Annotated in this window: 17 protein-coding genes and 1 tRNA gene; 5 read left to right on the top strand and 13 right to left on the bottom strand. The window is 34.9% G+C overall.

From position 1 onward, the window contains the following. Positions 1 to 31: 31 nt before the first annotated feature. The 4 genes from GOQ24_RS02660 to recO form a co-directional block, all read right to left on the bottom strand. Complete coding sequence (locus GOQ24_RS02660; RefSeq protein WP_155090705.1) at positions 32 to 631, bottom strand: lipoprotein signal peptidase; 600 nt, start codon at positions 629 to 631, stop codon at positions 32 to 34. Positions 632 to 716: 85 nt separating this feature from the next. Continuing rightward, on the bottom strand, positions 717 to 1,103 hold the full coding sequence (locus GOQ24_RS02665; protein ID WP_155090704.1) for a TraR/DksA family transcriptional regulator: 387 nt from the start codon (positions 1,101 to 1,103) through the stop codon (positions 717 to 719). Positions 1,104 to 1,112: 9 nt separating this feature from the next. Continuing rightward, a complete protein-coding gene (ileS, locus tag GOQ24_RS02670) occupies positions 1,113 to 4,514 on the bottom strand; it encodes an isoleucine--tRNA ligase (RefSeq protein WP_155090703.1) in 3,402 nt (1,133 codons plus the stop codon). Between the two features lie 94 nt (positions 4,515 to 4,608). Then, positions 4,609 to 5,325 (bottom strand): DNA repair protein RecO, encoded by a 717-nt coding sequence (recO, locus tag GOQ24_RS02675; protein ID WP_155090702.1) that lies wholly within the window; start codon positions 5,323 to 5,325, stop codon positions 4,609 to 4,611. Positions 5,326 to 5,600: 275 nt separating this feature from the next. On the opposite strand from recO, the gene GOQ24_RS02680 reads away from it, so the two are divergent. Both GOQ24_RS02680 and GOQ24_RS02685 read left to right on the top strand, forming a co-directional pair. Further along, entirely contained in the window at positions 5,601 to 6,353 is a 753-nt protein-coding gene (locus GOQ24_RS02680) for a PdaC/SigV domain-containing protein (RefSeq protein ID WP_155090701.1), read from the top strand. Between the two features lie 42 nt (positions 6,354 to 6,395). Continuing rightward, positions 6,396 to 7,853, top strand: coding sequence for a lipopolysaccharide biosynthesis protein (locus GOQ24_RS02685; RefSeq protein ID WP_160339052.1), 1,458 nt, complete (start codon positions 6,396 to 6,398; stop codon positions 7,851 to 7,853). Between the two features lie 82 nt (positions 7,854 to 7,935). Here GOQ24_RS02685 and GOQ24_RS02690 read toward each other — a convergent pair whose 3' ends face one another. From GOQ24_RS02690 to GOQ24_RS02725, 8 genes are all read right to left on the bottom strand, one after another. Beyond that, positions 7,936 to 8,733 carry a M48 family metallopeptidase gene (locus GOQ24_RS02690; RefSeq protein ID WP_155090700.1) on the bottom strand — a complete coding sequence of 266 codons (798 nt, stop codon included), beginning with the start codon at positions 8,731 to 8,733 and terminating at the stop codon, positions 7,936 to 7,938. Between the two features lie 154 nt (positions 8,734 to 8,887). Next, positions 8,888 to 10,531 (bottom strand): DUF4139 domain-containing protein, encoded by a 1,644-nt coding sequence (locus GOQ24_RS02695; protein WP_155090699.1) that lies wholly within the window; start codon positions 10,529 to 10,531, stop codon positions 8,888 to 8,890. 16 nt (positions 10,532 to 10,547) lie between these two features. After that, positions 10,548 to 11,918, bottom strand: coding sequence for a DNA repair protein RadA (gene radA, locus GOQ24_RS02700; RefSeq protein ID WP_155090698.1), 1,371 nt, complete (start codon positions 11,916 to 11,918; stop codon positions 10,548 to 10,550). Between the two features lie 422 nt (positions 11,919 to 12,340). After that, positions 12,341 to 12,622 (bottom strand): F0F1 ATP synthase subunit epsilon, encoded by a 282-nt coding sequence (locus GOQ24_RS02705; RefSeq protein WP_155090697.1) that lies wholly within the window; start codon positions 12,620 to 12,622, stop codon positions 12,341 to 12,343. Positions 12,623 to 12,642: 20 nt separating this feature from the next. Continuing rightward, positions 12,643 to 14,157: a F0F1 ATP synthase subunit beta gene (gene atpD, locus GOQ24_RS02710; RefSeq protein ID WP_155090696.1), complete on the bottom strand. Its 1,515-nt coding sequence runs from the start codon at positions 14,155 to 14,157 to the stop codon at positions 12,643 to 12,645. A gap of 152 nt (positions 14,158 to 14,309) precedes the next feature. Next, positions 14,310 to 16,154 carry a glutamine--fructose-6-phosphate transaminase (isomerizing) gene (glmS, locus tag GOQ24_RS02715; RefSeq protein ID WP_155090695.1) on the bottom strand — a complete coding sequence of 615 codons (1,845 nt, stop codon included), beginning with the start codon at positions 16,152 to 16,154 and terminating at the stop codon, positions 14,310 to 14,312. 20 nt (positions 16,155 to 16,174) lie between these two features. Next, the gene (locus GOQ24_RS02720; RefSeq protein ID WP_155090694.1) at positions 16,175 to 17,827 is read right to left on the bottom strand and encodes a DUF4270 family protein; all 1,653 of its coding nucleotides are present in this window, start codon (positions 17,825 to 17,827) and stop codon (positions 16,175 to 16,177) included. 33 nt (positions 17,828 to 17,860) lie between these two features. Then, positions 17,861 to 18,664 carry a glycogen/starch synthase gene (locus GOQ24_RS02725; RefSeq protein WP_160339053.1) on the bottom strand — a complete coding sequence of 268 codons (804 nt, stop codon included), beginning with the start codon at positions 18,662 to 18,664 and terminating at the stop codon, positions 17,861 to 17,863. A gap of 109 nt (positions 18,665 to 18,773) precedes the next feature. On the opposite strand from GOQ24_RS02725, the gene panC reads away from it, so the two are divergent. From panC to GOQ24_RS02740, 3 genes are read left to right on the top strand one after another with little or no spacing between them, the layout of a single operon-like run. Beyond that, a complete protein-coding gene (panC, locus tag GOQ24_RS02730; RefSeq protein ID WP_155090692.1) occupies positions 18,774 to 19,622 on the top strand; it encodes a pantoate--beta-alanine ligase in 849 nt (282 codons plus the stop codon). Positions 19,623 to 19,633: 11 nt separating this feature from the next. After that, positions 19,634 to 19,984: an aspartate 1-decarboxylase gene (gene panD / locus GOQ24_RS02735; protein ID WP_155090691.1), complete on the top strand. Its 351-nt coding sequence runs from the start codon at positions 19,634 to 19,636 to the stop codon at positions 19,982 to 19,984. A gap of 8 nt (positions 19,985 to 19,992) precedes the next feature. Continuing rightward, on the top strand, positions 19,993 to 20,955 hold the full coding sequence (locus tag GOQ24_RS02740; RefSeq protein ID WP_155090690.1) for a YbhN family protein: 963 nt from the start codon (positions 19,993 to 19,995) through the stop codon (positions 20,953 to 20,955). Positions 20,956 to 21,649: 694 nt separating this feature from the next. Here the strand turns inward: GOQ24_RS02740 and GOQ24_RS02745 are convergent. Then, positions 21,650 to 21,723: transfer RNA gene (locus GOQ24_RS02745), tRNA-Asn, on the bottom strand. Positions 21,724 to 21,736 lie beyond the last annotated feature (13 nt).

Raw genomic sequence — 21,736 nt, forward strand, 5'->3', positions numbered from 1 at the left:
AAAATGAGCTTCCAAATGGAAGCTCATTTTTTTATGAATTTTTAAAAATCTTTTTATTAAATACGATTAGGATACCTACTCCGACAGATATTGCCACATCAGCTAAATTAAATATAGCATTAAAAAAGGTAAAATACTTACCTCCCCATATAGGTAACCACTCTGGCAATGTACCTCTCCAAATAGGGAAATAAAACATATCTACAACCTTTCCGTGAAACCAAGTACCATAAGGATCATCCGAAAACAATGTCGCTATTTGTGAAGGCGTACTCTCATTGAATATTACACCATAAAAAACAGAATCAATTATATTTCCTAAAGCCCCAGCTAATATCAAAGCAATCGCCACTATCAAATAATTTGACTGTCTCTTTTTTATTGAATCATTTAACCACCAAAAAATACCACAAACAGTGACAATGCGAAAAGTAGTTAAGGCTAATTTTCCATACATTCCGGGTAAAGCTACTCCCCAGGCCATTCCCTCATTCTCAATAAAATGAATTCTAAACCAATCAAATACGAGGTAGTAGTCATCATATAGAAAATTAGTTTTGATATAAATCTTTAACCATTGATCCAAGACCAATACAACCAATATAAGTAGACTTGCTTTCTTTAATGACATTTTTTCTTTTTTATCCTGACAAATGTAATTTAAATTAGGATATAAAAAAAACGCTCAATACTGAGCGTTTTAAATTTATTAAAGATTAACGTTGCATGTTCTTTGCTTCAATACTCATTGTGGCATGAGGAACCAATTTCAATCGTTCTTTGTCTATTAATTTCCCTGTCACTTTACAAACACCATACGTCTTGTTTTCAATGCGTATTAAGGCATTCTTCAAATCACGAATAAACTTTTCCTGACGAATTGCCAATTGTGAATTTGCTTCCTTAGACATCGTTTCACTACCTTCCTCAAATGCTTTAAACGTAGGAGATGTATCATCTGTTCCGTTGTTTAAGTCATTCATGTAAGCGCTCTTGATCAATTCTAAATCAGCTTGTGCTTTCACAATCTTTGCCTGAATAAGCTCTTTGAACTCCGCTAAATCTGCATCAGAGTAGCGTACTAATTCACCTGCTTCTTTCATAATTAAAACTTATTTTATAACCAACACTCGCGTACTTAGCCCATCAAATTCTAATTCTACACCTTCCGCCAATTCAGGTACAAAACTTAATGTCGAAGTTAATGTTTCCGATTTTATATAATCTTCATTTGCTAAAACCGCCTCTTTTATTTCTTTTTGTTCTTCTAAGGTTATTGCAATCTTATCTGTTACTTCAAAACCAGAATCTTTTCTAATATTCTGGATTCTATTTACAATCTCACGTGCAATACCTTCTTTGCGCAAATCATCACTTATTTGAATATCTAATGCTACTGTTATACCACCTTCATTAGCAACTAACCAACCTTCGATATCCTGTGAAGTGATTTCCACGTCTTCCAATGTTAAGATAATACTTTTTTCTGTTAATTTTAATGAAATCTCTCCGTTTTTTTCAATCTCATTGATTTGATCAGCATTAAAATTCTGTATTTCCTTAGAAATCAATCCCATATCTTTTCCGAAACGAGGTCCCAATACTTTAAAGTTTGGTTTGATCTGTTTCACTAAGATACCTGAAGCATCATCTAACAACTCTATTTCCTTTACATTTACTTCAGCTTTAATCAAATCAGCTACAGCTTCTATCTCTTTTCTTTGATTCTGATCTAAAACAGGAATCATCACTCTTTGTAATGGTTGACGAACTTTAATCATCTCCTTCTTACGAAGTGATAACACAAGCGAAGAAATAGTCTGGGCTTTGTGCATTCTACTTTCTAAACCTGCATCTACTACATTCGCATCAAATTCAGGGAACTTAGCCAAATGTACAGACTCAAAGCTTTCCTTAGATGAAGTTAATGTTAAGTCTCTGTAAAGCTTATCCATAAAGAATGGAGCAATAGGGGAACCTAACTTAGCTATTGTCTCTAAACACGTGTATAGTGTCTGGTAAGCTGCCAATTTATCTTGTCCATACTCTCCTTTCCAGAATCTTCTTCTACATAAACGAACATACCAATTACTCAAGTTCTCTGTAACAAACTCTGTAATTGCGCGAGCTGCTTTAGTTGGTTCATACTCTGCATAGCACTCATCTACTTTTTGAATTAAAGTATTCAATTCAGATAAAATCCAACGATCGATCTCTGGTCTGTCTTTTAAAGGTACATCAGCCTCCTCGTATTTGAATCCATCAATATTGGCATATAGAGCGAAGAATGAATATGTATTGTATAATGTACCGAAGAATTTTCTTCTGATCTCTGTAATACCCTCTAAGTCAAACTTAAGGTTATCCCAAGGATTAGCATTTGAAATCATATACCAGCGCGTTGCATCTGGCCCATGTTCTGCTAATGTAGCAAAAGGGTCTATCGTATTTCCTAAACTCTTAGACATCTTTAGTCCATTCTTATCTAATACCAATCCATTAGACACTACGTTCTTATATGCTTTTGTATCAAATACTAATGTCGCAATTGCGTGTAATGTATAGAACCATCCTCTTGTTTGATCTACTCCTTCTGCAATAAAATCAGCAGGATATGACTTATTGTTGTCAATTAAATCTTTGTTTTCAAACGGATAATGCCATTGTGCATAAGGCATCGAACCAGAATCAAACCATACATCGATAAGGTCTGTCTCGCGATACATCGGTTTACCTGATGAAGATACAAGTACTACCTGATCTACAACATTCTTGTGTAAATCAACTTTTTCATAGTTATCTTCTGACATGTCACCAACAACAAACCCTTCAAAAGGATTAGTCTTTTGTACGCCTGCAGCAATAGATTTATTTATTTCATTGATTAACTCCTCTACAGAACCAATCACTAATTCTTCTGTTTTATCTTCAGATCTCCAAATAGGTAATGGAATACCCCAATAACGAGATCTTGAAAGGTTCCAGTCATTGGCATTCTTCAGCCAATTTCCAAAACGCCCTTCTCCCGTCGCTTTTGGTTTCCAATTCACTTCTTCGTTTAGTTCAAACATACGGTCTTTAACTTCCGTAATTTTAATAAACCAAGAATCTAATGGATAGTATAATACAGGTTTATTTGTTCTCCAACAATGTGGGTAACTGTGAACGTACTTCTCTACTTTAAAAGCCTTGTTTTCTTCTTTTAAGCGAATAGCTATTTCTACGTCAACTGAACGCTCTGGAGCTTGTCCCTCATCATAGTATTCATTCTTCACGTACTTACCTCCAAGGTCTCCCATCTCTTTTACGAAACGACCTTGTAGGTCAACTAACGGAACTAGATTCTCGTCTGCATCTAAGATAAGCATTGGTGGAACTTCTGGAGAAGCCTCTTTTGCTACTTTAGCATCATCCGCACCAAATGTAGGAGCTGTATGCACAATTCCTGTTCCGTCTTCTGTAGTCACGAAATCACCTGATATTACTCTAAACGCATTCTCTGGATTCTGGTAAGGCAATGTATATGGCAATAATTGCTCATATTTAATACCCACCAAGTCTGCACCTTTAAACTCCTTTACTACTAAGTAAGGAATCTTCTTGTCACCTTCTTTATATGCGTTTAATTCTTCCTCTGTTTCAACTGCAGCAAATTTACCTGCAAATTGCTTACCTACTAATGGTTTTCCTAACACGACATTGATCGCCTCACCCGTATACTGGTTAAACGACTTGACTAATACATAATCAATCTTAGGTCCTACTGTTAATGCAGTATTCGAAGGTAATGTCCAAGGTGTAGTTGTCCAAGCTAAAAAGTGAACAGTCCCAAATCCTTGTAGAAAAGAAGGCAAAGTTTCTTCGATCGCCTTGAACTGAGCCACGATCGTAGTATCTGTAACATCTTTATAAGCACCCGGTTGATTAATCTCGTGAGAGGATAATCCCGTACCTGCTTTTGGAGAATATGGCTGAATTGTATATCCTTTGTACAACAAATCTTTGTCGTAAATCTGTTTTAACAACCACCATACTGACTCCATATACTTAGACTTATAAGTAACATAAGGGTCATTCATATCAACCCAATACCCCATCTTTTCAGTTAGGTCGTTCCATAAATCTGTATAGCGCATTACAGTTCGCTTACAAGCTTGGTTGTATTCTTCTACTGTAATCTTAACGCCAATATCTTCTTTTGTAATTCCCAATTCTTTCTCGGTACCTAACTCAACAGGTAATCCGTGAGTATCCCATCCAGCCTTACGCTTTACTTGATATCCTTTTAATGTTTTATATCGACAAAAAATATCTTTAATCGCACGAGCCATAACATGGTGAATTCCTGGCTTACCATTTGCTGAAGGTGGTCCTTCAAAAAATACGAAAGGCTTATTATCTTCTCTCGTACTAATACTTTTCTCGAATATTGATTGTTCTTTCCAAAAATCAAGCATCTCAGATGCTACCCCTGTCAAATCAAGACCTTTATATTCTCTAAATTTAGTGCTCATCGTTATTATTATACTATTTTTTATCAATTGCGCGAATTTAAGCATTTTCCTTTAAATACAACCTAATTAATTGGTTGGAAAAAGATTAAAAATACTAATTGCTAAATACTTCCTTTAATATTTCAAGTGATTTTGGCTTCTTAAATGAACTCAAATGCTCTTCAAAATAACGCATCATCAACTCTAATAATAATTTCCTATCTCGTCCTGTGAAAACCTTTTGATCATCTTCAAAGCCTAAGCTTAACAGTCGTTTAAATACTATTGTCTCCTCAGCATCAAAACAACGGGAATCGTATTCCATACAGAATACACCCTCTACCCAATTAAAGTAAAAACAATCTAAAAAGGTGTCATCAGGGTAAAAACCAAAATACTTTGTCAGTTCTTTTAAGAGAATCAAGTGAAAATTTTGAGTTTCATCGTGTGTATCAAGCCACATCAAAGCAGTCTCAACAAAATCAAAAAAATGTTCATCTCTCTCCTGTTCACTCACTATATGATGCAAAACCTCCCCCACAAAAATGGCTATACTATTCTTTGAGAAATCATAGTACATATCTTGATAAATATGACTTACTCTTATTTCTTTTAAATATTCCATAGCCCCTTTATTCTTAAAAGTAAACTCTACCTCAAGATTCATCAAGGGCTGAAAGTAAGCGTTCTTTTGTGCGTTTTTCCCTTTTGCAAAAGCATTTCTAACAAAAAAAGTTTGTACCCCCACTTCTCTCGTTAGACATTTGACTATTAAGCTTTTCTCTTGATATTTTATTGCACTTAGTACAATAGCCTTTGTTTTGACTAACATACAAATTATTCTTTAAATTCCCTCTCCTTCTTTGGCTCTGAAAAAGCACTCTCCAAATATACGCTACATATACCTGAGTTGCTACTTCTTCTTTTTTAATAAACTACACAAAACACTTCCTTAGCAAAAAATACTATACCTCCATGAGGAAAGCATACTTAAACCACAAATGATATGATAAACTTTTTTGCAATAAAATGCGTGCGATTAAGTATATTTAAGAAAATATAAAGCACTATTCTACTATATTATATAGCTTTGTAAAAAATGAAACTATGAAAAAACTATTTTGCATTCTTTTCTTGAGCTTAATTGCCGTAAGCTGTACAGACAAAACAACCGAATCCTTGCCAATTTCTTTTGAAGATGAGGAATTTGAAGCAAGCTATACAAATGAGGAAGGAAACACAGAAGTTACAATAAAAGTTCCTATAATCACAGCTCACGAAAACTTGATCTACGATAATATAAACAAAGTAATTTTAGAGGAAATCACTGAACTCGTTTCGTTTGAAAGTGATTTAACACAAACTACTTCTTACATCGATTTAACTGAATCTTTTATTGAGGCTTACAAAGACTTTTCGCAAAAGTTTCCAGATGATAACTTACCCTGGAAAGCAAAAGTAAAAGCTGATAAAACATTTTTAAACAACGATATTCTCTCTATTAAAATAGAATACTATACGTTTGCCGGTGGGGCACATGGGTATAAGGGAAAAAAGAGTTTAATCTTTGATATGAAACAGGGAGTACTTCTCAATCAAAAAGATTTATACAAGGACTGGGAGAGTATTTCAAGACTATTAAGTTCGAAAATAGCTTATATAAACGATTTAAAAGATAGTAAAGGAATAGTTGAGTACCCTGAAGATCTCTTTATCAAAGACGACAGTGTAATCATGACTTATGTAAATCCTTCTAATTTTCCCTTTACGGATGAAAAAGACGAAATTGTTTTCTTAAAAGAGGACATTGCGCCATACTTTAAAATTAATATTCAAGAATTAGAAGACGAAGATCAATAAATTTGCCCCTCCAACTGCAAAGTGAATACAAAAGAATAACACGTGAGTATATATAAAAAGATATTTAAACAAACTGCTATTTATGGTTTAGCAGCTGTTTTTCCAAAAGTAATAGGATTCTTCCTTGTTCCTTTTCACACAGATTTAATGAAAAATGATGCTTATGGGCAATACAGTGTCATTTTTTCTATTATGATGTTCTTAAATGTGATTCTCTCATTTGGAATGGAAACTGCTTTTTTTAGATTCTACAATAAGAAAGAGAACAAGCAAGAAGTAGTAAACAATAGTTTATTATTCTTGACCTGTACGACATTAGTCTTTGCATGTATAGGCTTATTAACTATAGATTATTGGGTAGCCCTTCTAAATATCCCTATTGACATCTTACAGTATGTTTTGGGTATTCTAATCTTAGATGCATTAGTAATTGTCCCATTTGCCAAGTTAAGAGCAGATCAGCGACCTGTCTTTTATAGCATCATAAGAATAGCAAATGTCTGTATTTATACTTTTTTAAATGTATTCTTCCTATACTTACTGCCTTTGCTTAGTACAAAGTATCCAAATAGTGTCTTCCAGTCTATTTATATTGAGGATTACCAAGTATCTTATATTTTTATAGCCAATCTTACAGCAAGTTTATTTACGTTCTTAGTTTTTTACAAAGATTACCTGAATATCAAACTGCGCATAGACAAATCTCTAATACAAGAGATGCTCAAATACAGTTTCCCAATAATGATTGGTGGACTTGCTTTTGCAATTAACGAAAGCTTTGACAAGATATTACTTGAGCGCCTACTCCCAGCGGATATTGCATTATCAGAAGTAGGAAAATATGCTGCTTGTTATAAATTAGGCTTATTCATGGTGCTATTCAGACAAGCTTATACTTTGGGAATTGAACCATTCTTCTTTAACTATGCAAAGAACGATGACGCTCCAACGAAGTACGCAACGATTACAAAATACTTTACAATTTTTGGAAGTGCTATTATGTTAGGAGTCATAGTCTTTTCAGATATTTTAAAAGTACTATTCATACGCAATGAATCTTATTGGGATGCGATGATCGTAGTGCCACTCATCATTTTAGCTAACTTGTGTATGGGAATATACACAAATCTATCCGTTTGGTACAAACTTAGAGATAAGACAATGGTAGGTGCTTATATTTCTATTTTAGGAGCGATACTCACCTTAGTATTTAATTATTTGCTTATTCCAATATGGGGCTATATGGGTTCAGCTATTGCCACGCTAATTGCGTATGGATCTATGATGCTCATATCGTATGTACTTGGACAAAAACACTACCCTATCCCTTATGATAAAAAAGCTATTACGGGATATATGGGATTATCTATATTATTGTCATTTATCTATTTCTATTGTTTCAGAGAAAACTATTTTATTGGAATAGGGACAATTATAATTTTTGGTATAGTGATCTGTATCAATGAGAGAAATATGCTGAAAATGATGCTCAAGAGATAGTTTAACTTCTGCAAAATACTGATAAAACAAAAAGAGTCACTCCAATAGGAGCGACTCTTCTTTATTATAAAACTCTGTTAGACTACTTCTTAGCCTCTTTCTTAATTTTATCTTCTACACGTTTTACGCGTTTCTCACTATCAGGGTGACTTGAAGACATTTTTGCTCCTAAAGATTTATCAGCGCCATACTCTTTTTCCATATCTACAAATTTCTGAAAACCATCTGCTAATGCTTGTGGGTTCTTTCCATTAGAAACTAAGAATTTATAAGAATAATCATCCGAATCCGTTTCTTGCTTTCTCGAGAAAGATGCTCCCATTAATTTTTGAGACATTCCTCCTAAATCCGAATTCATCAAATCAGCAACAGTTCCCTTCGTAGATCCAACGTATTTAGCTGCTGCTTCTGTTAAAAGGATTTGTTTATAAGCATTTTTAGTATGCTCTAATTTCACGTGACCAATTTCGTGACCAATGATACCCAATAATTCATCATCAGTCATGATGTCCATTAAAGAAGAAAAAACACGTACACTCCCATCTGCACAAGCAAATGCGTTAATGTCTGTAACGTAATACACTTTGTAGTTTAAGTCTAATCCATCATAATTTTTATAAGGACCGAAGATGCGCTCAAGACGTTCAGCATATTCACGCATATCTTTTTGCTTAGAGTTTAACTCACAAACAGGATTGTTCTCATCCATCCATTTTACAGCTTCTCTTGCCGATTGTTGAATCTCTGCATCAGACACTGTAAAAGCTGATACAGCTGTAGTTAAAGCTTCTACTTTCTTACCACCCAATTTACCAAATTGAGCTTGAGCTGTTGTCATACCCAAAAAGACAACCGCTGCAGTTAATAAAATTTTTTTCATACTTGTTAACATTTTACATATACAAATGTAGATTAAAAAATGATTGCTCTAACTACTCCATTGACAGAATGAGTAAAAAGGACTGTCTTTTTATAGAAAAAGCGAAACAGAGTTTGTTTCGCTTTTTCTATAAAGTACTTACTATCCTATAAACCTATTTCAGGTCTAATATTTGATTCTTATCTGATCGCACTTGATAACCAAAGCGAACAGACTTACTTTCATTTCCTTTCAATCTAAGATCCCACTTCACAAGCCCTTTCTCTTCATTAAGCTTTCCTGATGAAGTCTCTGTTAATTCTACTTCTATGTCTTTATTAGAACTGATAGGATATTGATCTTCTACTTGTATATTGATCTGCTCAGCTTTGTTGTTGCGGACAGTAATATCGTATACGAAGTTTTGAGACTTTTTAGAAGATAACATCTTAGTACCTGATTTATCTTTTAATAAGATACGAGTAACTGCTACTTTAGGGTCTTTACCCATGTTTAGTTTCATTTCCTCTTCTGTGTTTGCAGGGTTCAAGGTTGTCTTACCAACATATACACCATCAAAGATTACGTTTGCCTCCCCTGTTAATAAGTTATAATTACCATAATCCTTAATCGTTGCTACTAAATAAGCATTTAGGTCAAGCTTAGGAGCTACATAATATTTATACTCCGCAGGAATAGAAAAGTCGTTAAGTGTAACACTATGTGACTTATTATTAGACATCACCGTGTATGGAATATTTATATCAAATGATACGTTTAACTGTGATTCATTGACTTGGGTAAAAGTACTCATTGTACTCTCTTCATATACAACAGCATCCTTTAGCATAGAAGATGACTCTGTTTCATAACTCATTTTAGCAGACATATCTGCCATTACATTTAATTTTTTATTTGCATTTCTATTATATGCAGAAGTCGTTACATAAGTATTATAATCAAGGAACCACGTTCTCCAAGTAGGGATAACATTACTCTGATTCGCTACACCACTTGTCAAACTAAGATTCACACCTCTCCAATCAATACCAGAACTCTGCTTTACATCCGCTTTATACACGACCTTCACAGGAGAGTTAATCTTCTCTACTCTTAGGTCATAAAAAGGCTTCCATGACGCAGCATTCGTTAAATACTTAATCTGAAAAGGCACTTCACCCTCTCTGTCATTCATTACTTGTATAATCAGTTTACCCTTGCTAGATTTCTCACTTTTGCCTTCGTTAAAAGCAAGCTTATCTTGTAAATTGGTTAGTCGAGTATTAAGGTCTTCCTTCTTCTCGTTTAACTTATCTAACTCTGTACTCAGCTGTAGTCTCTTTGTTTTATAATAGTCTACCATCTTCATCACTTCTGCAGTAGTTGTTCCTTGTTCTCCACCTACTTTCTGATTAGAGTCTAATAAATCAATTGTTCTACTTTCTACATCAATAGCATTATTCACTTTCTTTAATTCAGTTTGAACTAATTTAATACTATCCCTTACAGGCTTCAACAATGGAGAGTCTACTGCACTATCATATTCTTCTACATAGCGATTACTATACTGTATAGCCATTACTGTAACCTCAGATATAGATCCGATCTGTATAGTAGACTCGTTTAGATAATCAGCTACATTAGTGATCACCACTTCTGAAGTTCCCTTAGGCAGCTTCACTTTAGCCTTATGCGTTAATTCTGCACTGTTAAAGTACACTCGAGCACTCTCTAGCTTAGCAGGAGTAAATACAGGCTTCTGTGCCCATGTCATAACCGTAGTCAAAGCTAATGCAACAATCGTTAAGTTCTTTTTCATAGTATTCAATTTTAAGTTATCCGAAGAGGTATTCGACTACATCTTCAATCTTAGTCACTAGAACAACCTTAATTCCTCTTCCTGTATGACTAATCTTATTATATTTTGAAACAAAAATAGTAGAGAAACCAAGCTTCTCTGCTTCTTGTATGCGTTGATCTACTCTATTTACAGGTCTTATCTCACCAGATAACCCCACTTCCCCTGCAAATGTAAAATCTTTACCTATCGATACATCTTGATCAGATGATAATATTGCCGCTACTACTCCTAAGTCAATAGCTGGATCATCTACTGTAATTCCACCTGTGATATTTAAGAATACGTCTTTCTGCCCTAATCTAAATCCAGCTCTTTTCTCTAATACGGCAAGGATCATATTCAGTCGTTTCAGATTATATCCCGTAGCACTACGCTGTGGAGTACCATATACAGCTGTACTCACTAAAGCCTGCACCTCTACCATCAAAGGTCTCATTCCCTCTAATGTTGCCGCAATAGCTGTACCTGATAATTCTTCTTCCTTATGCGATATTAGTATTTCAGACGGGTTAGACACCTCTCTAAGACCACTTCCTTGCATCTCATAAATACCAAGTTCTGCTGTAGAACCAAAACGATTTTTATGTGCTCTTAGTATTCGATACACGTGATTTCTATCCCCTTCAAACTGCAATACGGTATCTACCATATGCTCAAGCATTTTAGGCCCTGCTATACTTCCATCCTTTGTTATATGTCCAATGATCAACACTGGAGTTCCAGTTTCTTTAGCAAATTTGGTTAGCTCTGCTGTACACTCTTTGATCTGAGACACTGTCCCAGCAGAAGATTCAATATATTCTGTATGCAAAGTTTGAATAGAGTCAATGATTAATACATCAGGCTGTATCTCCTCTATTTGACGAAAGATGTTCTGTGTATTCGTTTCTGTGAGGATATAACAGTTGTCATTAGCAGGATTAATACGCTCTGCTCTCATCTTTATCTGTTTCTGACTCTCCTCTCCTGATACATAAAGAGTTTTAAAAGGTAAACGCAAAGATATCTGTAATAATAATGTACTTTTTCCTATCCCAGGCTCACCACCTAAAAGTACCATAGAACCAGGTACCAGTCCACCTCCTAAAACACGATTAAGCTCCCCATCCATCGTATTCATACGAATCTCCTCTGTACTGTCAATCTCTCGTACCTTTAGAGGCTTTGCTACCTTCTTCATGGTATTAGGAGAACTACTTACTGCTTTCCACGCTGTCTTTTCTTCTTTTTGGATTACCTCTTCTACTAACGTATTCCACTCTTTACAAGCATTGCATTGTCCTTGCCATTTAGCGTATTGTGTACCACAACTCTGACAGAAAAAAGCCGTCTTTACTTTTGCCATTATTCTATAAAAAATTAATATCTAGTCATTCAAATTTACAATATTAATACTCAAACTTGAACTAATTTACCACCAATTTATAAGACTCAAAACCTAGCAACAATACAATTATAGCCTCGCACGATATTTTAAGAAAAACTACTTTAATGCATAATAAAAAGAAAATCACACTAAACAAGCAAGGGAACAACCTCTAACGAAGTGGATAAACTGAAACCTAAAATAAGCCAAACACCTACTATGATTAATCGTATGTGCAGGTGTAAACAGGGAATGACAAAGGACACGTCTAAACAATTTGGCAATAGTTAACTGGCCATTATCTATTAAAAAACTTATGTCTTAGAATAAAAGCAAACCTACTATAAACAAAAAAGACCTACTCAATGAGTAGGTCTTTTATTTATTTTGAAAACTAACAATTAGTTAGCTAAGATTATAATCTTGTTGTCACTTAGTTCAATAGTTCCAAGATTAATAGGTAAGTGATACGTATCATTACTTACTTTTTGGAATTTAGAAATAAATGCATCTTCAATAGAAATGTTAGTTCCTGTAAACTTCACATCACCCTTAGTCAAGATTGACACAATTGGCGCGTGGTTATTTAGCATTTGAAACTCACCTTTAACTCCTGGTACTGATACAGAAGTAACTTCTCCAGAGAATAAGGTAGCTTCAGGTGATACTATTTCTAATTTCATAATGATTTGTTTTTAAGTGATTATTTAATTTCAGCAAGCATTTTCTCTCCAGCTTCGATAGCTTCTTGGATAGAACCTTTTAAGTTGAATGCTGCCTCTGGTAAATGATCTAATTCACCATCAATAATCATATTAAATCCTTTGATTGTATCTTTAATATCAACTAATACTCCTGGGATACCTGTAAATTGTTCAGCTACGTGGAATGGTTGAGATAAGAAACGTTGAACACGACGAGCTCTGTGTACAGCTAATTTATCGTCTTCCGATAATTCTTCCATACCTAAGATAGCGATGATATCTTGAAGTTGTTTATATTTTTGTAAGATTTCTTTTACTCTTTGCGCACAAGCATAGTGATCTTTACCTAAAATTTCTGGAGTTAAGATACGTGAAGTAGAATCTAATGGATCTACTGCAGGATAAATACCTAACTCAGCAATTTTACGTGACAATACTGTAGTAGCATCTAAGTGAGCAAACGTTGTTGCTGGTGCCGGGTCAGTTAAGTCATCCGCAGGAACGTAAACCGCCTGTACAGAAGTAATAGATCCTTTCTTAGTAGAAGTAATACGCTCTTGCATCGCACCCATTTCAGTTGCTAATGTAGGTTGGTAACCTACTGCAGAAGGCATACGTCCTAATAACGCTGATACCTCAGAACCTGCTTGTGTAAAACGAAAGATATTATCAACGAAGAATAATACGTCTTTTCCTTGGTCATCACCTGCTCCATCACGGAAGTACTCAGCGATAGTTAACCCAGATAATGCAACACGTGCACGTGCTCCTGGTGGCTCATTCATCTGACCGAAAACGAAAGTTGCTTTTGAATCTTTCATTCCAGGTCTATCAACTTTAGTTAAATCCCATCCTCCATTCTCCATAGAATGCATGAAATCTTCACCATATTTAATAATACCTGACTCTAACATCTCACGTAATAAGTCATTACCCTCACGAGTACGCTCACCAACTCCTGCAAATACAGAAAGTCCACCGTGTCCTTTAGCGATATTGTTAATTAACTCTTGAATCAATACTGTTTTTCCAACTCCAGCACCACCGAATAATCCAATTTTACCTCCTTTTGAATAAGGCTCAATTAAGTCGATTACTTTAATACCAGTGAATAATACTTCAGTTGAAGTAGATAAATCTTCAAATTTTGGAGCTGGACGGTGAATTGGCAATCCATTTGCACCTTCTTTAGGTAAATTACCAAGACCATCAATAGCGTCTCCCACTACATTAAACAATCTACCAAATACCTCTTTACCAACTGGAACTTGGATAGGAGATCCTGTAGCAGCTACTGCGTAACCTCTACTTAACCCGTCTGTTGAGTCCATTGAAATTGTACGAACTGTATCTTCTCCAATGTGTGATTGTACTTCAAGTACTAATTTAGAACCATCTGGTTTAGTGATTTCTAACGAATCATAAATTCTTGGAAGTTCGGCATTCTCAGTGTTGAAAACCACATCAACTACTGGTCCGATAACTTGCGCAACTTTTCCTGTAACTTTAGACATTGCTTATGTATTTATTTAACAGCTATTTACGTTTATTGAAAAATTCTTGTTTTTCAGAGTGCAAAGATAGTTTTTTTCTCTGAAAATTAAAATGATTGAATTTTTATTTTAAATAAAAAATGCGAACCTACAATAGGAACGCATTTTTTCTATTACTCTACCGTCACCGACTTCGCTAAATTACGAGGCTGGTCAACGTTACAGTTCCTTAAAACTGCAATGTGATATGATAACAATTGTAATGGAATTGTCGTGATAATCGGCGTTAAAGATTCTGATATTCCAGGAACTTCGATAACGTGGTCCGCTAATTCACGAACTTGCTTATCACCTTTAGTAACAATTGCGATTATTTTACCATTTCTCGCTTTAATTTCTTGAATATTACTAACTACCTTGTCATAGTGCTCTTGCTCTGGAGCAATCACGATAACAGGCATGTGTTCATCAATTAAAGCAATAGGCCCATGCTTCATCTCTGCAGCTGGATATCCTTCTGCATGTATGTAAGAGATTTCCTTTAATTTAAGGGCTCCTTCTAAGGCAACTGGGTAATTATACCCTCTACCTAAATACAAACAGTTTGTAGCATCTTTATAGACTTCAGAAATCTTTAATATCTCCTCGTTCTTTGTCAATGCTTCTTCTACACGTTCTGGAATTAACTCTAATTCGTGTAGGTATTTTAAATATTCAGAATTTGCTAAAGTTCCTTTTGCCTTAGCCAATCTCAATGCTATTAAAGTCAACACTGTAATCTGTGTTGTAAATGCTTTTGTAGATGCAACACCAATCTCTGGTCCTGCATGCGTGTATGCTCCTGCGTGTGTCTCTCTCGAAATAGATGACCCAACCACATTACAAACACCAAATACAAATGCTCCTTTAGACTTAGCCAATTTAATAGCTGCCAACGTATCTGCTGTTTCTCCTGATTGAGATATAGCGATAATAACATCACCACTATCGATAATTGGATTTCTATATCTAAATTCTGAAGCGTATTCAACCTCTACCGGAATCCTTGCAAACTCCTCAATAACATACTCTGCTACTAAAGCAGCATGCCATGAAGTACCACAAGCGGCAATAATGATTCGCTTTGCATTCAAGAACTTATCAATATTGTCCTCGATACCAGCCATTCTGATAATCCCTTGATCCGCTAATAAACGTCCTCTGAATGTATCCTTGATAACCTCTGGTTGTTCGTATATTTCCTTAAGCATAAAATGGTCATAACCATTTTTCTCAATTTGCTCTAAATTCAATTGTAACTCTTGTGCATAATGATCCACTAAAGAATCATCTTTAATCTTGCGGATACGCAATGGTTTGTGCAAGCGAATAACAGCCATTTCTTCATCTTCTAAATAGATGGCGTTATTAGTATACTCAATAAAAGGTGATGCATCAGAAGTAATAAAATACTCATTATCACCAATACCAATTGCCAATGGGCTTCCCAAACGAGCCGCCACTATTTCATCTGGCTTTTTAATATCCATAACTGCAATTGCATAAGCTCCAACAACTTGGTTCAATGCAATCTGAACAGCCTTACCTAATTTTACACCTTGTGTCTTTTGTACATCTTCTATCAGGTTTACTAATACCTCAGTATCTGTATCTGAATGAAAAACATAACCTCTCTTAATCAACTCTTGTTTTAGAGTATCGTAATTCTCTATAATTCCATTGTGAATAATTACTAATTCACCAGAGTTCGAAAAATGAGGATGTGAATTAACATCATTTGGAACCCCGTGTGTAGCCCAACGTGTATGTCCAATTCCTATTGTACCTTTTTTTATAGCTTCATCACTCTTCTCTACTAAGTCCGCTACCTTTCCTTTTGTTTTACACAAATTGATTTGTTCGCCATCAAAAATTGCAAGACCTGCACTGTCATATCCTCTGTACTCTAATCTTGACAACCCTTTTATAATCACTGGATAAGCATCTCTATGCCCAATATAACCTACGATTCCACACATACTTAGTAATTGCTATAATGTTATTTAACAGTTTTTGTATAGAAAATTTCTAATTTCATTTTTTTCACTCCCGCAGCACCTGTTGTACCATTAATTACAGTTCCAATAGGAGTTGTAATTGTAATAGAAGGCATTTGCGTTATATTCTTCGGTGTATTCTCTATTACTTTCGAATCACCATCCTCTCCACCAGTGTACAAATCTTTATAATTGATTTGACCAATTGTGGAAGTAAAACTATTTGATGCACTAATGGCCAATTTTGGACTCACTAATGTTTTCGATTTAATTAAATTCTGAATGTGGTCTTTTATTCTAAATGTATAAGAATTCTTAGCTTTTTTAGAATCCTCACCTCCTTTTTCAAAGGCCCCACCATAAATAGGTTTTGATGTAGCAGCATCTGCAATAAAATCAGGAATGTTAGAAGTGCTATCAAAATTGTATAAATACAATCTTTCTGGATTAATTTGACCGGCCATAGATGCCTCATCAGTATATACCGTTAAGAAAGCGTCATTAATTAAGACATTTTGTTCTCTTAAAGCTTTTAACTCAGCAAAATCGTTTTCTTTGAACAACTCGATAACAGCAATACTACCTTCTCCTCCTCCAGTTACAAACAACTTGTCATCACCTAATTCTTTATTTGGTGCACTTTCATACACATCTTCTACCTTAGTATCATTTTCTTCTAAATTCACTAAAATATTTTTCGAAACAGCTAAATTAGCAACACTTGGATTTGCATAAGTTAACAAAGGTAATTTTACCTCACGACGAATTTTATTAGTCGTTTCAGTACCATCTTCATTCTTCTTTTTCTCCTCTTGCGTATAAGCTACTCTCAAATATCCTTGAGCTGGGTTCACAAGTAGAATTGTTCCCTCTCCACTTCCCATAGAAGAAGCTTTTAGGTATAATCCTCTAAATTTATTCTGAAATTCATCAGCACTTGCAATATCAGCTAACTTGCTTTGAAAGTGTGCTTTATCCAAGTTTATCCACATTCCTGCAGGTAATACCTCTTTTACTATTCTCTTTCCATTATCATCTACCTGATCATTGCCATCCTTGTCTTTCTTATACAACACAATACCTCTATTGTCCACAAGAACCGTTGTGTTCTCATTCAAAACACTTGAAAGGCCATTAGGCGTATTTTCAAAAAGTTTACTTTGATTGCTAAAGTATTTTCTACCTCCTCCTAATGGATCATCATTAGTCATTAGGTAATCATGTTGAAAAACTTCCAACTTAAATATTCCATTCCCGTATCTACTTTTCAACTTATAAGAAGTAACATCGTTCTCCACTTTTTCTACTTCCGTATTGTAATAAGGCAAATAGATATAAGCTGAATCCACCTGGATTGTATTGTCAATCTCGTTCAAGATACTTGGAGTAGCAAAGTTTAGAGCAATACTTTTAGATTTAACTCCAAAAATACCATCATCATAAGAACCTATCGAAACCTCAGGTAATCTTGAAGCATCTGTTGGTCCATAAGGTTGGTTATATGCCTTAATATCTTCTACGATATATGACTCTACTTGGTATTCTCCACCTCCAATAATGTCTGCGCCAGTCTCTGTAAAATCGCTGTCACAAGCCTGTAGTGTAATTAAACCTAACGAAAGGAATAACCCTTTGATGATATTTTTCTGATTCATGTATTAATAACAGAATTTTTTAATTAGTTTATCTTAAAAGAATTTCTTGTAAAACTCTGAATAAGCCTCTGCAAATTGATCTTTACCGACGTAAGGTAAAAAAGGTTTTTTAATAGATTCTATATATTTTGTTAAATTTGAATCTACATTCTCTGAAGCGATGATTACACCATCTGAATGGTTAATCGCATTCTTCATAATATTATCGTAAGTAGATTCACCAAATTCAGAAATCACTTCCTCTGGTAACTCATCAAACGCAACTTTTGCTTTCATATTGTTGCTCAAGTCACCTTCAAACCCTTTTTCAAATACAGATGTAACAATTTTTGTATCTGCAAAGATTGTTTCGTCTTTGTAGTAGTGTTTTAAATAAACTGGTAATAAAGAAGCCATCCACCCTTGAACGTGAATAACATCAGGTACCCAATTTAATTTCTTAACTGTCTCTATAACTCCTTTTGTAAAGAAGATTGCCCTTTCATCATTGTCTGGAAAAAGTTTTCCATCATCATCTGTAAACGTAGACTTGCGCTTAAAGTACTCATCATTATCAATGAAATACACTTGGATACGCTCCTTTGGAATTGAAGCAACTTTAATAATCAAAGGCATATCCATATCATTCACTACCAAGTTCATACCCGATAGTCTAATTACTTCGTGTAATTGATGTCTTCTTTCGTTAATACTACCATATCTCGGCATAAAAATTCTTATTTGCCCACCTTGATCGTTGATCATCTTTGGAGCGTCATAAGACATTAATGAAACTTCATTTTCTGCTAAATACGGTACCACTTCAGATGATACGTATAATATCCTCTTATCTTTCATCTTGATTTTTAATTTCTTTTGTGAAATAAATAAACGTTGCAAATTTACAAAATTTTATGGAGTTATTTCTTAAATAACTAATTTTGCCATTATTTTAAACACGAAGCGGATGTTTCTTTTTAGTACAAAAGCCGATTTACAAGCGTATTTAAAACCATTACGTGATGCAAATAAGGCTATAGGTTTGGTACCTACGATGGGGGCTATTCACAATGGTCACCTGTCATTAATGGCACAATCATTAAATGAAAATGATTGTACGGTAGTGAGTATTTTTGTCAATCCAACGCAATTCAACAATGCAGACGATTTAGCAAAATACCCGCGTACATTAGAAAGAGATATTGAGACAATATCCTCTCTTTCTGAACAAATTGTTGTATTTGCGCCTTCAGTGGAAGAAATCTACGGTGACAATGCAGTAGCTCAATCATTTGATTTTGACGGATTAGAAAATGAAATGGAAGGAGCTTCACGCCCAGGACACTTTGATGGGGTAGGTACTATTGTAAGCAAACTTTTTGAATTAGTACTTCCCACAAAAGCATACTTTGGAGAAAAAGATTTTCAACAATTGTTAATCATCAAGAAATTGGTAGAAAAAAAACACATCCCCGTAACAATTGTAGGTGTGCCAATTTTCCGCGGTGAAGATGGTTTAGCAATGAGTTCACGCAATGAGCGCATTTCGAATGACGGTTTGCACAAAGCAACTTTTTTATACGAAGTGTTAAAACAAGCTAAAACACTATTTGCAACAGAAAGTATTGAAAAAGTTCAGCAATTTGTTGATAGTGAATTTAAAAATAATTCTAACTTTGAACTCGAATACTTCACCATTGCAAGTGAAGAAACTCTAAAACCTGTCATTCAAAAAACTGAAGGACAGAAATATAGAGGTTTTCTAGTTGCACATATTGAAGGTATTCGCTTAATTGACAATTTATCATTTAATTAAACAAACTCAAAATGCAAATTGAAGTTGTAAAATCAAAAATCCACCGTGTAAAAGTAACTGGAGCAGATTTACATTATATCGGTAGTATTACGATTGATGAAGTTTTAATGGAAGCCTCTAACATCATTGAAGGAGAAAAAGTTTCTATTGTTAACATCAATAACGGAGAACGCTTTGAAACTTATGCTATTCCAGGACCAAGAAACAGTGGAGAAATCTGCTTGAATGGACCTGCTGCGCGTAAAGTACACAAAGGAGATATCATCATTATCATTACGTATGGTATCCTGGATTTTGAAGAAGCTAAAACATTTAAGCCTTCTATTATTTTTCCTAATGAAGAAACAAATCAATTAGGTTAATACTCAAATTGAAAAAAAAAATAAGCAAAATAGCCAATATACTACTCCCACTTTTGTTGGGAGTTTTTTTGGTTTATTACGCTTTCCGTCAGTTTACCTCTGAGCAGATCGACGAGATGATACAGTACTTTAAAGGTGCTAATTACAACTACATTTTCATCGCCTCAATCTTTTCTATTTTAAGCCTTTGGGCGCGAGCCTATCGCTGGAAATTTGCTTTGAAATACATGGGGCATTCCTGCTCTACGACAACCAATTTCATGGCGATATCCATAGGGTACTTATTAAACTTAACAGTTCCTCGATCAGGAGAAGTATCACGTGCTTTAGTGTTACAGAAATACGAGAAAGTTCCCTTTGACAAAGGATTTGGGAGTATCGTATCAGAACGTATAGTTGACTTATTTTGTTTGCTATTCTGTGTATTACTCGCGTTATCGCTACAGTTTACAGTACTAAAGGACTTCCTGTCAAAATATGTTCCCTTCGAAAAATTACTTATTTTAGGAATCTTAGCTCTTGTAGGAGTCGCTACTATTTATTTTGTTTTCAAACACTTAAAGTGGAAGGTAATCACGCTTATCAAAAACAAACTAAGAGGCTTGGGAGAAGGCTTGAGTAGCACCATGAAAATGCCCCATAAGAAATCATTTCTTTTCTATACACTGTTGATTTGGGTAGGTTATATCGCGACTTTCTACTTTGGTATGCATGCCTTACCAGACACAAGTGGATTAAGCTTTCCTATTGTCATATCGTCGTTTGTTGCAGGTAGTTTTGCTGTTTCGTTTACCAATGGAGGCTTTGGAGCTTTCCCATTAATCATTGCACAACTTTTACTCCTTTTTGATGTATCACTTGTAGCAGGAACTGCATTTGGATGGATTCTATGGACTACTCAAACAGGGATTGTAATCATTTTCGGTGCACTTTCCTTTCTTTTTTTACCTATCTATTACAAGGGAAAGTAGGTTACTCATGTGTTGACATTATCACAACCATTTTTAGAATTAATCCCTTGTTACAAGCAACAGCTATCCCTCTACAACACTCATTGAACTTAATCTTATCTCATCGCGAACTCAACAATAGTTCTTACCTAAACGACCTATAAGCTTATTCACAAAATTTGCATGTGATCCCAATATTCTGTTTTGCCAAATTAACCTCCACCTACTTGTAAAGATGTAGCCACTTTCTTCGAGTATTCTCGCAGTTTGCTTGGGGTTTTCTTGGAAAAACAAGGCTTCCTACAAGCAAAACTCGAAGAATACCCCAAGAAACCTCTTAGAAAGTCCAAAGAAAACACAGTTATTCCCTGTGTTTAATTCACCCTGAAGGACTTCAACTCTATCGTTGCCTCAATTCTTTCCAAAGTAAAAAGGCTCAAACAATAAATAAGTATTGAAAATTAGGATAACTGCTTAGATCAATGATTGACTACTTCTTCTTAAGCGCTTTTAACCACTAAAACACATCAAACTCACTAAAATTTACTCAAAACACAAACTTTTTCCACTGTAAGAGGAAAGGATAAACGAGAAAGAATAGAAATATTATTAAGATTGTGTTCTACTTTAGACTCAAATGTGTTAACCACATACTTCCAGAACAACAAAAAGTAGTGTAAATAAAAAAAGCCAGACATTTCTGTCTGGCTTTCTGCTCCCCCTCTTGGGCTCGAACCAAGGACCCTCTGATTAACAGTCAGATGCTCTAACCAACTGAGCTAAGGAGGAAGGTGTGTTACCT

Source organism: Myroides sp. LoEW2-1, from assembly GCF_009767705.1.
GTDB lineage: Bacteria > Bacteroidota > Bacteroidia > Flavobacteriales > Flavobacteriaceae > Flavobacterium > Flavobacterium album_A.

What these genes read in the sequence shown, in the direction of transcription:
- GOQ24_RS02695 (WP_155090699.1), bottom strand. Translation starts at nt 10,531, where the DNA reads ATGAAAAAGAACTTAACGATTGTTGCATTAGCTTTGACTACGGTTATG.
- glmS (WP_155090695.1), bottom strand. Translation starts at nt 16,154, where the DNA reads ATGTGTGGAATCGTAGGTTATATTGGGCATAGAGATGCTTATCCAGTG.
- recO (WP_155090702.1), bottom strand. Translation starts at nt 5,325, where the DNA reads ATGTTAGTCAAAACAAAGGCTATTGTACTAAGTGCAATAAAATATCAA.
- GOQ24_RS02705 (WP_155090697.1), bottom strand. Translation starts at nt 12,622, where the DNA reads ATGAAATTAGAAATAGTATCACCTGAAGCTACCTTATTCTCTGGAGAA.
- GOQ24_RS02660 (WP_155090705.1), bottom strand. Translation starts at nt 631, where the DNA reads ATGTCATTAAAGAAAGCAAGTCTACTTATATTGGTTGTATTGGTCTTG.
- GOQ24_RS02720 (WP_155090694.1), bottom strand. Translation starts at nt 17,827, where the DNA reads ATGAATCAGAAAAATATCATCAAAGGGTTATTCCTTTCGTTAGGTTTA.
- GOQ24_RS02690 (WP_155090700.1), bottom strand. Translation starts at nt 8,733, where the DNA reads ATGAAAAAAATTTTATTAACTGCAGCGGTTGTCTTTTTGGGTATGACA.
- atpD (WP_155090696.1), bottom strand. Translation starts at nt 14,157, where the DNA reads ATGTCTAAAGTTACAGGAAAAGTTGCGCAAGTTATCGGACCAGTAGTT.
- GOQ24_RS02665 (WP_155090704.1), bottom strand. Translation starts at nt 1,103, where the DNA reads ATGAAAGAAGCAGGTGAATTAGTACGCTACTCTGATGCAGATTTAGCG.
- radA (WP_155090698.1), bottom strand. Translation starts at nt 11,918, where the DNA reads ATGGCAAAAGTAAAGACGGCTTTTTTCTGTCAGAGTTGTGGTACACAA.
- ileS (WP_155090703.1), bottom strand. Translation starts at nt 4,514, where the DNA reads ATGAGCACTAAATTTAGAGAATATAAAGGTCTTGATTTGACAGGGGTA.
- GOQ24_RS02680 (WP_155090701.1), top strand. Translation starts at nt 5,601, where the DNA reads ATGAAAAAACTATTTTGCATTCTTTTCTTGAGCTTAATTGCCGTAAGC.
- panC (WP_155090692.1), top strand. Translation starts at nt 18,774, where the DNA reads ATGTTTCTTTTTAGTACAAAAGCCGATTTACAAGCGTATTTAAAACCA.
- panD (WP_155090691.1), top strand. Translation starts at nt 19,634, where the DNA reads ATGCAAATTGAAGTTGTAAAATCAAAAATCCACCGTGTAAAAGTAACT.
- GOQ24_RS02725 (WP_160339053.1), bottom strand. Translation starts at nt 18,664, where the DNA reads ATGAAAGATAAGAGGATATTATACGTATCATCTGAAGTGGTACCGTAT.